Origin of the sequence: Streptomyces sp. NPDC060232 (assembly GCF_042726555.1) — a bacterium.
GTDB lineage: Bacteria > Actinomycetota > Actinomycetes > Streptomycetales > Streptomycetaceae > Streptomyces.
In genome coordinates this window covers 127,795-140,351 of the sequence record NZ_JBHXAG010000006.1, presented here as the reverse complement: position 1 = coordinate 140,351, position 12,557 = coordinate 127,795, and the positions used below count along the sequence as shown (strand labels likewise).

Below are 12,557 nucleotides of genomic sequence, written 5' to 3'. Positions count from 1 at the left end.
GCCTAGGGTTCCGGAGCCTGGACGACGTCCTCATCCGGCCCGTGCGTTCCGAACGTCCGGCACGGGCGGAATTCCACCATCTCCTCCGGTCGTAGGCCCGGAGTGCCCGTGAGCCGGTACACGATGTCGCCGTAAACGAATTTGTTGCCCGCCGCCGAGACCCCCGGGCCGAGTTTCCTCTTCTTCGGAGCCTTCTTCTGCTTTGCCTTCAGCTCTCGGACGGTGGTTTGCACCGCGCGAGTGCTGTCGAGGGTGGCCCACTGGACCATGGACCTGTTCTGGAAGAATACAAAGGCCACGTATGTGTGCGTTGGGACGGTGTCAGTCGTGCCCTCGAATACATCGATCACCTCCTTTACCGGGTGATTGTCGACGTTCCACGGTCCGGCACTCGCCCCCACGCTCTTCGGCCTCATCACCTTGGTGGCAAAGTCCTCGATGATCGTCCAGGTGAAGTCCGTCTTCTTCTTCCCGGACTTGGCATAGTTCTCGACCGCCGTGCGCAGCGCTCCGTGGTGTGGGACCTCGAGTGCCAGGACCTGGGGCGTCAACGGTGCCACGCCCAGTTTCGTATTGATCGCGAGCATCGTCTGGAATGTCGCGTCGCCGGGAAGTACGACCGTGTTGACCCCGTTGTCCACGACCACCACTGCGGACGACCCGTTCCTCACGATGTCGGCCGTTGCCCCGGGGACGTCCAGGTTCGAGATCAGGAGGCGAAACTTCACGTCCTTGTGGACGGCGAAATGTGTGGGCGCGGCGCTCCCGCCAGGATAGTTGCTCTCTGTCGGCGCATCGAATACGACCGTGCCCAGGTCGTATTTGACGGCTGTGAGGAACTCGGTCACCGTATCCTTGTTGCCTTGGATCCAAGAGAGCCCGCCGATGCGCACGCTACCCACGCGGGCGTCGATCGTCTTCAGTTCTTTACCCAGTGAGCCGAGCAGACCGTTGTGGTCCTCGTCCTGGTGCGAGATGACGACCAGATCGAGGCTTTTATTGGGCGTTGTCGTCCTCTTCCCGACCTTGTCCTTGATCTGGTCGATGGCATGCTGCCCGTAGTTGCCGCCACAGTCGATCAGCGCGAGGTAGTCGGCCGCGTCCTTCTCGACACCGTCGTCGTAGATCTCGACGAGGGTGGTCATGCCCTGACCGCACCACAGCAGTTTCACCAGTGTCAGACTCGGCACGGTCAGCCTCCTCTGCCGGAACGCAGCACTGCCCGGACGGGCGGTGGCGGCAGTCGCTTCGGGTCGGCGTCCGACGCGTACGCGAGGTACCAGCCCACCTTCGAGGCGCCGCCCTGGTCCGGGTTGCCGAACAGGATCACGTCGTTGTGCCCGGGCGGGAACGCCAGGCCCAGCAGCCGCAGCGCGAAGTCCCGCAGCCTCAACGTGTACGTCCGCGGCAGCTGCGGCTCCTCGGCGACCAGGAACTCCACCGACTTGAAGCCCATCGTCACCACGCCCTGCAGCGGCAGGTTGACCCCGAGCAGCCCGTCGGCTCCCGGCAGCCGCACCCCCAGGTAGATCCCCGGCTCGGTGTCGGCCGTGCCCGGGCTCCACGCGGCGAGCACCTGGATGGCGAACGCCTTGCTCCCGGCGAGCGCGCCGAGCGAGCCGAGGTCCACGGTGTAGTCCAGTCCGTACCACGGCTGGGTGAGCGTCGACTGGTCGAGCGGCGCGGTGACCGAGACGTAGCCCATGCCGGCGGGTGTCTGCGGCGGTGGCGGTCCGCCCGTGGCGAGCTGCGGATCGGGCGTGGCGACCAGCCCGGTCAGCCGGATAGGGAAGCGGGCGACCAGCGACTGCGCGCGCGCCCTGCTGTTGGCCAGGTCGAACGAGAGGTTGCCGTCCTTCAGCGTGAACCTGGTGGTCCCGGCCGGATCGCCGAGGTCGAACGACATGGCGATCGCCAGGCCGTTGAAGCGGAGGTAGCCGTCCTCCCCTGCCGCGTCCACCCCCCAGCAGAACGGGTCGAACTTCTCCGGCTCCTGGAACCGCAGGTTGCCCGCCAGCTGGAAGACGGCGTCGACGGTCGCCAAGCCCGACATGGGATCCGACGCCTTCGCGGTAACCAGTTGCGTCGACAGCAACTCCGCACTCTGCAGCACCAGTCCGTCGAGCTGGAAGGTGTTCTGCTCGGCCATCGAGAACACGTACGTGTCGTGCGTCGTGCCGTCGGGCAGCTGTTGGCGCTGGAGCGCGCCGTCGAGGATGATGTTGTTCCCGTGCGTGGTCGGCAGCAGCCGCGCGGGCGCGCCGAACAGGCGGTTGACGAGCAGTTCGGCCTTGCTGGTGAACGTCGTGACGGCGGAGTTGCGCACGCCGACCGTCAACTGCATGACGCGGAAGGCGTAGGGGACGTTCTCACTGAAGTACTGGTCCTCGGGGTTCTGGTAGTCGATCAGCCCGAACATCGCCGAGCGTTCGAAGACCAACTGTCCGTCCGCCCGCCGGTACGGGGTGAGCGACAGCCCGAAGTGGTGCGCGGCGAACTGCGCCGGGTCGATCCCCGCCGCGAGCACCTGCAGCTCGTCCGGGAGCTCGTCCAGCGGGACCTCCGCCGAAAGAGCCAGCACACCGGTCCAGTTCGGGTCCTGGACGACCTGCAGGAACGACGCGTAGGGCGACCCGGACGGCGCGTTCTGCGCCGCCTTGATGACATCGCGGATCGCCTTCTGGGCGTCCGCCGGCCGGCCGGTACGGGAGGCGGCCTCGGGCCAGGCCCAGGTCGACACGTCCTCCACCAGGTCGGCGATGCAGCGGCCCAGAACGTACTTGACGATCAGGTGCGTCGACTCCCGCCAGCTGTCGGGGGAGAGCCGGAACGGCCAGCCCCCGGCGACCGGCGTCAGCCGGCCGCCGTAGCGCAGGAAGACGAGCTGCTCCGCCTCGGTGATCTCGGGACACGCGGCGACCAGTGCGGTGACGAATGCGGTTCGGGTGTCGTACTCGCTGTCGTGCATCGCGTCGCGTACCGCGGTGAGGACATTCTCCGGCACGCCGCCGTGGTCCACGGGGATGGTGGCGATGACGTTGAGCGTCGCCGTGGTGAGCTTGTACGCGACCGAGCCGAACCGGTTGAACTCCACCGGGTCGCCGAGGACCAGGAAGAGGTTGTTGGTCTGCATCGCCTTCCGGAACCGGCCGGTGACCGTGGTGAACCGCAGGTCCGGCTTCGCCGCCGCGCCGCCGTCGTGGCCGATGCCGAGCCAGCTCCAGGTGAAGTCGGATGCCACCCCCACGGCCAGCCCCTGCGGAGTCACGGCCACGGTCGGTTCGGCGTCCCCTGCCGGTTCGCTGCCCTCGCCGGGCAACAGCACCGCGCGGCGGGTCGGCGCGATGGCCAGCTGCTCGACCGCGACCGCGTCGGCAACCGCGTCGTCGGCGAGCCCGTGGAACGGCGCCATCGGGAAGGGAGTCCGGGTCGCAGTCGCGGCAGGCACCTCGAAGTAGTCCAACAGGTCGACGCTGTCCGCTGCCGCCGAGGGGCCGGCCGTGTACAGCGGCGCGTCCTCCGGCTGGCTGTAGTACGTGGTGACGCCGGTGTCCGCGGCCTGCTCGACCGACACCCATGACGTCGTCCCGTGCGGCGTGAGCGAGTCGGCGCCGGTCCGGTCCGGGCCGAGCGGTGCGTAGGCCGGCTGCCCGGGCAGGAACACCAGCGTGCAGCCCTCATCGGGCAGACCGAGGTATTCCAGACCGGACACGCCGCAGATGACGCGAGACCCCGTGGTCGCGGCCTCGACGGCGAACGGCCCGTCCGGGACCAGGTAGTAGCCGACGTTCCCCTTCTCGTCGGAGAGGTACGGGGCGAGGCCGAACACCAGCCGGGCCGGGCTCGCCGCGCTCGTTTTGGCCCTGAGCGGACGCAGGTCCACGCCGTGGCCGAGCACCGTGGCGTACCCCGACGGCAGCGCCGGCGGATCGCCCCCGCCCGTCGTGCACGCGAAGAAGCCCAGCGAGGTGCGCTCGCCCTCCAGCGGCCGCAGCGGATCGATCTGGGCGTGGAAATCCAGGCCGACGTGGTCCGGTTGGCGTACGACGCCGAACCGGATGGTCCTGACGACGCCGTCGTCCCCGGGGGTGAAGAAGCGCAGCCCGGCTCCGAGCCCGGCGAACGCGTCCCCGCTGCCGGCCGGTGCGTCGATGACGAACCGCCACGCACCGGTGTGCCCCGCCGCCATGCACAGCAGCGTGGTCGTGCGCCGAGCGGGGAACCGGGCCGTCGGCGAGTACAGCGTGACGGCGGACCAGTCGGCCCCGTCGGCGACGGCGAAGCCCCAGCCCGCCGCCGTGTCCGCGGGAGCGACCACGCCGCCCTCGGCCAACGCGAGTCGGTAGTCCGCGAGCTGGAAGGCTGCCCCGTCCACCGCCCAGGTGCCGTCCGGGTCTTCCCGGGCGGTCAGTGCGGTCGTCACCCACGCGGTCGGCGCTGCCGTCGGGTCGGCGACCCAGAGGAAGCGCGGCGGGCCCTGGGGTGCGTAGGAGGCGAGCCAGGTCCGCAGCGCCACCAGGAAGTCCGCCGGGTCCGTGGCCGGCATGCCGAGGAAGAGGTACGCACCACGGCTGTCCGCCCACGTCCGGGTCAGCGTCGGCTGGTTGCCGAGCGTTCCCGGGTCGGAGGCGAGGAAGGCGGACACGCGGTCCGTCGGATCCGCCCAGTAGAGCGGTGTGTCCCCGGCACGGGTGAACGTGGGCTCGGTCATCAGCCGAGGCCCGTGGCGAGATCGAGACGATCACCGTGCAGCAGCGGCAATCCGAGCACGGCCGGGTCGCGTGGCTGCCAGCCCGGGACGACCAGCCAGTCGCCGGCCGGCCCGTCGGCCGGCGCCGCCGCCGTACGCGCCCGGTGCATGGTCACACCGCTCAGCGGCACGGGGACGGCCGGCGGCCGCCGGCCCCCGCTCGCGAGCACGTTGCCGAGCGTGGTCCCCGCCGGCACCAGCCGGGACGCGCCGTTCACGCTGATCCGCACCATCGCGCGGACCACCGCGCGACCACGCAGGTAGGCCGCGGCGACGCCACCGCCGGGCGGGTCCTGCCGGCGGACGTTCTCGGTGGCCGCGTCCAGCGCACCGAGCGTGGTGGCCGCCAGCAGGACGGCGTTCTGCTGGGGCCACAGCGAACCCGGCGTGGTCGTCGGCAGCAGCGCCCTGGGGTAGACCAGGCGCGCGTACGGCAGCCGTAGTGCCTTCGCGAACAGGTCGAACGCTCCCGCGCTGCCGTACAGCTGCCCTTGCCCCGTGGACGGCCCCGAGGGATTCGGCACGTCGACGCCGTTCTGCCGCGCGAGCTCGGCGAGGAAGGCGTCCAGGCCGTTGGTCCAGGTGCCCGAGTTGTCGTAGGACGCCACCTCGTAGTCGGCGACGCCGCCCGTGACGAACCCGGACAACGGGTTGCCCTGGGCGCCCGACGCGATCTGGTAGCCCTCGTACTCGACGCGCAGCACGATGCCCGGGCGCAGGTCGAAGCAGCCGCGGTCGAACCGCAGCCCGTAGGCGAAGTACAGCGTTTCGTCGAACGTCTGCGGCATCGACCGCGACACCGCCTCGGTGAGCGCCGCGACCCCGTACGGGGTGATGCCGAACGGCTGCAGCTGGGCCAGCAGCGCGGCCCACTTGGCGATCACGTCGGGGCGGTCGGTGAAGTTCCACACCGGGCTGGTCTCCGGGATCAGCAAGGTGTACACGTACGGCCCGGCGTCGGCCGGTGTCAGGACGAAGCCGAGCGGCAGCTCGATCCCGTCGACCTGCCGGGTCAGGAAGAGCTCCGGCAGCCCGAGCGTGATGTCGGCCGCCGTCAGCAGTGGACCGCGTTGCGGCGCGACGTACGTAGGGCCGACGAACAGTGCCTCGGTGAACACCGGGACGGGCTCCGACGGTGCCCCGACCGCCAGGGACGCGAGCGCCTGTACGACGACCGTGGTGGAGGTGTCCTCGATCTCCACCGGCCAGCTGCCCGAGGCCGTCGTCGTGTCGCCGAGCGTGGTCACGGTCTCGTCGACGACCGTGCTGACCCGGTACCCGTCCACGAGCGGCGAGGGCAGCGCCTCCCAGGAGACGCGCAGGTCGGCGCCGTCGTATGCCACCCTGACGCCGGTCGGTGCGACGGTGAGGAGCGCGGCGGCGTTGCCGGGTGGGCCGACGGCGACGCCGGCCAGTCCCCGCAGGGCGAGCGTGGCGGTGTTGGGGATGCCGTCCGGCAGCGTCAGGACGATCGGATCACCGGTGACCGGCTGGGCCGAGAGCTCGACCTCGGTGCCGTCCCAGCGCACCACGGGCCGCACGCCGGTCAACGACGGCGACTTCGGTGGCGTGCACGCCAGCGTCACGCTCCGGTCGGCGCCGACGGCCACGCCGTTGAGCCGTGGACCGGCCGTGACCAGGTCGAGAGGCGCCACCGGTCCCCTCGCCACGCCGACGACCTGGGCGACGGTGGCCTGGCCGGCGGTGAGCGGCAGGTCGGCGCAGTGGCCCCGTGTCAGGAGCGCGGTGGCGCCGACGGCGACGCGGAACACCCCGTCCGTCGGCCCGCTCCAGGCCAGGGCGGCCCGGCCGCCGTCGGCGCGGGCGAGGGTGAAGTCAGCCGGCCTGGTGGGCACCGGGATCGGCACGGACCACGGCCCGGTCGCCACGCCGTCGACACCGCGGACGGCGACGGCGACGACATCGCCGACCGGCACGGTGAACACGGCGGTGCCATCCGGGTCCACCCGCTGAGGCGTGCCCGGAATCCCGTCGGCGTACAGCACCGCCTCGATCGGCACCCCCTCGGGCAGCTCGCCGGCTGTCGCGGTCACGACGAGGTCCGCGTCGCACACCACCGACGCGACGGTCGGCGTGGCCGGCACGACCGGGGCCGTCACCGTCGGGCCGACCGAGAGCCCGACCCGCCCGCGCACCGACACCGCGTACGCCGCCCCGGGCGGCAGCGGCCCGGGAACGGCGAGCGACAGCGTCGGTGCGGGGCTCACGGTCTCCCGGCGGACCGGCACGCCGTCGCGGTACAGCACGGCGTCGTACGCGGTGGGTGCGAAGTCCGGCGGCACCACGTCGACCGAGACCGTCGCGGCGTCCGATGTCACCCGTGTGATGCCCGGCGGGGTGCGCCGGATCTGGAGCGGTGCCGACGGCGGCCCGGAGCCCGCCTTGTCGACTGCCTGGGCGACGACGCGGTAAGTGCCGGGGCCGACGATGCCGGGATCCAGCTCGACCGTCGTCGCGGGCGCGTGCACCTCGGCGGCGGGGAAGTGCACCCCGTCGTCGTTCAGCACGCTGATCCGGTAGGCGTCCGCGGAGGGGACGGCGGTCCAGGCCACCGCGAGCAGGCCGGCGGCGGTGTCGAACTTGGCTTCGAGCAGTTCGGACCGCTCCATCGGCGCCGCGAACCCGGGGCCGTGCGGGCCGATGGACACCGCGTCCTCGCCGGTCCGGACGCGGGCGAGGGTGGCCGCTACGGTCGAGCCCGCCGGCGGTGGCTGCTTGACGACGAAGGATCCGCCGGCGACTGGGACTTCCGGGTCCGGCGCGGTGCCGTTGACCACGAGGCGGACCAGGAAGTCGTCGCTGTCCGCAGCCTTCCAGGACAGCGTCAGGGCGCCGGTCACCGGGTCCGTCTCGGCCCGGTCGACCGCGAAGGTGTCGGTGACGATCGCGACCTGCGGCGAGAGCTCCGGCCCCGAATTGCCGACGAACATCCCGATGCGGGCGTGGTAGGCCTGACCAGGCGTCACGTCGAGCGGCAGTGCGGCATTGGTCGCAGCCCCGGCCCAGGCCTCCGCGACCGTCTGGTCGCCGTTCACCACCTGCACCACGTACGCCGGCGCGGGATTCGGCCGTCCGGGCCCGCTCCAGGAGACGGCCAGGACGCCGCTGTCGTACCGCACGTGCCTGATCACCGGCGGATCCGGTTGTGCACCGCTGGGTCCACCCATGAGCCGCCTCCACGTGCCGACGAGTGTGCCGATACCGACAGGGCGTACTCGCCGGCTGTGATCGCCGCCAGGAGTCTCGGGCCGTGAAGCAGGCTTGTCGGCATCATCCGAGATCCGGCCCAAAGACTGTTGTAGCACTCAAACATATTCGAACCACCGCGAGACCACGCTAGGTCCCACAAATGGCTGCGCAGCGGACACCTGGGCCCGGCGAGCGGCTGGGCGGTAGTCGAGCACGTGAACCGCACCGTCTGCGCACACTTCGCCCGCTGGCAGGAGGAAGGTGTCCGCCACGCCCCGAGAGACAGCCATCGCCCCGCCACCTGCCCGGTCCCCGACACCACACCAGGGTCACGGGCGGCGCCCGCACTCCGGCGTGCGACGGGGTGGGGCCGCCCCGGACCTGGGGAGGGGGTGAGGTCCGGGGCGGCTGACAGAGTGGCGGCGGCGCCGTGGGGGTTCGGAGTGTGGGGGAGGTAGGGGCCCGAGGGCCTGAAGGTCTGGGTCAGACAGTGAGGAAGGCCGAGAGACAGGGGCCTGCCGTTAGCCGAATCCGGCTCCACCCAGTAGCAAGGCGCCTCACGCTCTCGTTCTCACCCGGATCCGTCTGTACGTGGAGCGTTGGCACACCGTCCAGGGCGAGCACGCTCACCGTGGCCACCCGCTCGATGAGCGCAAGGCTCTGGCGTCCGCGCGCGCGGCGGGCGAGAGGCCTGCGGGGACGTGATAGGGGTCCAGCCAAGGTGAGGCCGGCGGTGTCGATGCGGCCCGCGACGTGCCCCCTCGGCACCGGCGCGGGGCGCCGATGCCTGGGGAGGCGGCTGAACCGCCGGGCCCGGGGAGGGCGTACCCGGGCTCGGGGCTGCGGGGCCTGCCGGCGTCCGCCTACTTGAAGGTGACGTCCGAGCAGGAGTAGAAGGCCTCCTCGCTCTGGAAGGAGCCGTCGGGCCGCTTCAGCCCGTGCCAGATCGTGTAGATCAGGTGCTTGCCCTTCTTTTCGGGGAGCACCGCCTTGAACGTGAATGCCTTCGCGCCGAGGAAGCCCGAGGGTGCCGCCGTGGCGGCGGTGTTGTCGGCGCTGAGGAAGGGGGTGTCCTCCAGGTCGGACCACTTCAGCGGCTTCTTCGGGTCGTAGCCGTCCTTGGTGACGTACATCTCCATGCGGTACGGGTTGTGCAGCGCGCTGATGTCGTAGCGGAGGTCGTATTCGGCGCCGCCGGGGAGTGTCGTCGAGGGGAAGTCGTCCCGCGCCAGGTCCAGGCCGGAGAACTGTGCGTTGCCGGCACTGCACAGCTTGCCGTCGGGTATGCGGGAGCGGTGCTGCGGGGAGGAGGTCGGGGTGCTGTGGTCGATGGCGCGGCCCTGGACGATCGACTTCCAGTCGCCGGGGATGCCGGGGCTCTGGGCGAGGGCGAGCCGGCAGGCCTCGCTCGCCTTCGGGTTCTTGGTGCAGGCCACGCTGCGGCTGACCGGGTCGGCGGTGGAGCCGTGTGCGGAGGCGGGTGCGGAGCCGAGGGTGCTCACGGCGAGGGGGAGGGCCACGAGCGCGGTGAGGCGCAGGGCGGTGCGGCGGGCCGGGGGCCGTGCTGCCGGGTCGGGAGAGGTCGTGGCGGCGGGGCGGGTCGTACTCATGAGGGGGATGCTCCTGGTCATGGGGTCGGTCGTGTGTGTGAGTTGGCGGGCGGGCGGGTCAGCCGCCGGTCTTCACGGTCAGCTCGCGGGAGAACGCGCCCCACGTGCCGTCGCCGAGCCGCGCCCGGATCTTCACGGTGTACGTCGTGCCGGGGTGGGAGCCGACGAGCACCTCGCGCGAACCCTTCGTCGTCGGGACCGGCAGCACGGGGTCGCCGGTTCCCCACATGAAGGTCTGGGCGGGCTTGCCGTTCAGGTAGACCTGGTAGGAGGTGATCTGGCCGACGCCCTGCGGGACGGACCAGGTGAGGTTCAGGTAGTGCTGGGTGACACCGCCGTCCTGCTTCGTGGCGGTGGTGGCGGCGAAGTCGCCGGGGGCGGCCTTGCCGCCATTGCCATCAGGGGCCGCGGTGGTCGTCACCTGTGCTTCGCGCGTCGGGTCGGACTCCTTGCCGGAGGCGTCGACAGCGGTGACCTTGAAGCGGTAGGCGGTGCTCGCGGTCAGGCCGGAGACGGTGGCCGAGGTGGCTTTGGCGTCCGCCTCCTGGACCTTCGCGCCGTTGCGGTAGATGCGGTAGCCGGTGACGGCGACGTCGTCGGTCGCCGCGCGCCAGCGCAGAGAGGCCTGGTATGGGCCGGAGGCCGTCGCCTCCAGGTCCGCGGGGATGACCGGCTTCGCCTTGTCCTGGCCGGGCGCGGCGAGGGTGGTGAGCACGATGTCCTTGCTGAAGCCGGTGGTGCGACCGTCGGCTCGGACGGCGCGGACCTTGAAGGCGTAGCGGGTGGCGGGGGCCAGTCGCTCGATGTCCGTCATCGTGTCCTTGACGGTCTTGACCTGCTTGCCGTCCTGGAAGACCTCGTAGCGCACGACCTCGGCGCCGCCGGTGGGCGGCTTCCACATCAGGTGGACGGCGGTGTCGTCCTTGACGAAGGAGCCGCTGTCGGCGGGGACGGCCGTGTTCGTGCCGGTGTCGCTCCCGTTGCCCGACGGGCCGTTCACGCGGCATCCGCTGATCTTGGGTATGCCCTTGCCGGCGGGGTTGACCCCGACCTTGACGGCCCGGTTGCCCTTGGCGGCCACGTCGGCGCGGTCGGCGATCGGCTTGATGGTGACGTGCTTGCCGGTCTGGCGGAGTTCGTACGCCCAGGGGTTGTCGAGGGTGACCTGCCCCTGCGACACGTCGAACTCGGCGGTCCAGTCCCGTACGGGCCGGTCCCCCTTGTTGGCCAGGGAGACCTCGCCGGATGCCCACCACACGGTGGCCTGGTCCGCGACGCGGCAGGAGGCGCTGAGGCCACCCTCTTCCTCTCCCGCGTTGGCGGCAACGGGTACGACGACGGAGCAGACTCCGACGACTACGGCCACGCAGGCCAGGGCAATTCGCTTTCGGGACATCAGAAACCTCTTGGTAAAGCCGATCCGCCGGTGCAGCGGCAGCATCGAAAAGTGCCTCGGTCAACAGCCGTGACCCTAAGCGCGGTTGGCGGCCGAAACGGGCCTCCGAGGGGCTACGAGCTCACTGTTATCCGTCCCTTAAGGTCCGGATAGGGCGCCCTTGATCCCCTGCCCTCAGCCGCCGACCCTGCAGACACCGAAGATCATGCTCCGTTCCGGGTCCCGGGTGCTGCGCCCATGGCTGCCAACGCGAGACCGACGGGTGGAGTGCAAGGCGAGGAGACGATCCGCGAAGGCTTCACCCCCTGCCAGACCGCAGTGGCGCTCTCCGCGGCACGACACCATGACAGGCACCGGCCGCCGGCTCGGCCGACGTCGGCCAGAACCCGATCTCGTACACAAAGCCGGACAAGAGACCGTCCGTTGCGTGGAGCCACCAACTCACGGACCAGCCGAAAGAACCGCCCTCCGCGACCCCGACCGCTGACACCGACCCGAGAGATCGCATCCGGCGGGCTCGGGAAAGCCCCGAACGAGCGGAGCGGCGGGCTGCCGCGTTGGCCGCGCCCGCCCCGGACTGGAACCCGGGGACGCTCGGGTGGACCTTCGACTGGCAGCGCCACCATGCCTACCTCACCCAGCTCCTCGCCGGTGGCACGCGGCCGGCGAGGGACGTGCCGGGGGGACCTGGCACGGCGAGGACGTCGACCGCCGGCTCGCCACCCCACGGCGGGACTGGAACCGGCTCAACGACGAACAGCAGCACCGGCTCGCCGGACTCGGCCAAGAATGGCCACCGCCGTTCCCGGGATGCACAACGGTGGCGAAAGGGGGCGGACCTCGCCGAGGTGCTCGGCGGGCTTGCCGACGCTGATTCCGTACGAGCGGAGCGTGGCGGCGCCGCCCAACAGCGCTCCCGGGCCGGGCAGCGCCTCGGCGGCCTCAGCGTCACCCCGGCCCTTCTCGCGGGTCCCTCTTCCAAGGGCCCACCGGACGGGCGGGCCCGGCAGGCCCCTGGGGCGCCGTTCACCCGAGGGACGGCGCAGCTCCGCCCCGGCACAGTGACAGCATCCTGTACCAGGGCGGGCATGATCTGGGCCGAGTGGGACGACCTCTAGGTGAGCTGGTTGCCTGTCCCTTGGAGATCGGCGACTGGGTTGATCACGTTTCCGATCCCATTGTTCACCGAGTCACCGAAGGTCTGCGAGTTGAAGTTGAACGACTCGTCCCGTACAACGCTCCCGATGTTGCCGCCGCTATTGCCCTGATCAGCCATTGCGGTGCCGGTGAACGACAGAGCGGCCCCCGCGAGGGCGACGGCAGCAAGTGCGCGCTTGGTGTTGTTCATGCCCAGCCAACGATCTTGAAGCCAGCCGGGTTACGTCCGGACCGGCCCGGACCGGCGGGCGCCTGGGGCGTCATCCATCCGGGCGGCCGAACGGAGCCGCCTGGGGCGCTGAACGGCCTGTGTGCGGCCCGGTGGCGGCATGCGCCGCTGGTCCCTGCCTCTGCTCCTCGCCGCCCTACTCGCGGCCCGGATGCGTCACCGTCCACCCCGCCCCGCACTCGCCCGCCGGACCCCGCACCACGG

At 71.1% G+C, this 12,557-nt stretch carries 6 protein-coding genes; all 6 read right to left on the bottom strand.

The features are described 5' to 3' along the window. Positions 1 to 2 precede the first annotated feature (2 nt). The gene (locus tag ACFWFZ_RS11860) at positions 3 to 1,145 is read right to left on the bottom strand and encodes an MBL fold metallo-hydrolase (protein WP_387120288.1); all 1,143 of its coding nucleotides are present in this window, start codon (positions 1,143 to 1,145) and stop codon (positions 3 to 5) included. 47 nt (positions 1,146 to 1,192) lie between these two features. Further along, entirely contained in the window at positions 1,193 to 4,711 is a 3,519-nt protein-coding gene (locus ACFWFZ_RS11855) for a hypothetical protein (RefSeq protein WP_387120285.1), read from the bottom strand. Continuing rightward, positions 4,711 to 7,902, bottom strand: coding sequence for a hypothetical protein (locus ACFWFZ_RS11850; protein WP_387120282.1), 3,192 nt, complete (start codon positions 7,900 to 7,902; stop codon positions 4,711 to 4,713). The genes ACFWFZ_RS11855 and ACFWFZ_RS11850 overlap by 1 nt, the downstream gene beginning before the upstream one ends. A 921-nt stretch (positions 7,903 to 8,823) precedes the next feature. Continuing rightward, positions 8,824 to 9,570 carry a lytic polysaccharide monooxygenase gene (locus ACFWFZ_RS11845; protein ID WP_387120279.1) on the bottom strand — a complete coding sequence of 249 codons (747 nt, stop codon included), beginning with the start codon at positions 9,568 to 9,570 and terminating at the stop codon, positions 8,824 to 8,826. 58 nt (positions 9,571 to 9,628) lie between these two features. Next, the gene (locus tag ACFWFZ_RS11840; RefSeq protein ID WP_387120276.1) at positions 9,629 to 10,936 is read right to left on the bottom strand and encodes a fibronectin type III domain-containing protein; all 1,308 of its coding nucleotides are present in this window, start codon (positions 10,934 to 10,936) and stop codon (positions 9,629 to 9,631) included. Between the two features lie 1,144 nt (positions 10,937 to 12,080). Then, entirely contained in the window at positions 12,081 to 12,314 is a 234-nt protein-coding gene (locus ACFWFZ_RS11835) for a hypothetical protein (RefSeq protein WP_387120273.1), read from the bottom strand. Positions 12,315 to 12,557: the final 243 nt, after the last annotated feature.

Coding starts and splice junctions, on each gene's coding strand:
- ACFWFZ_RS11835 (WP_387120273.1), bottom strand. CDS start 12,314: ATGAACAACACCAAGCGCGCACTTGCTGCCGTCGCCCTCGCGGGGGCC.
- ACFWFZ_RS11855 (WP_387120285.1), bottom strand. CDS start 4,711: ATGACCGAGCCCACGTTCACCCGTGCCGGGGACACACCGCTCTACTGG.
- ACFWFZ_RS11845 (WP_387120279.1), bottom strand. CDS start 9,570: ATGAGTACGACCCGCCCCGCCGCCACGACCTCTCCCGACCCGGCAGCA.
- ACFWFZ_RS11860 (WP_387120288.1), bottom strand. CDS start 1,145: ATGACCACCCTCGTCGAGATCTACGACGACGGTGTCGAGAAGGACGCG.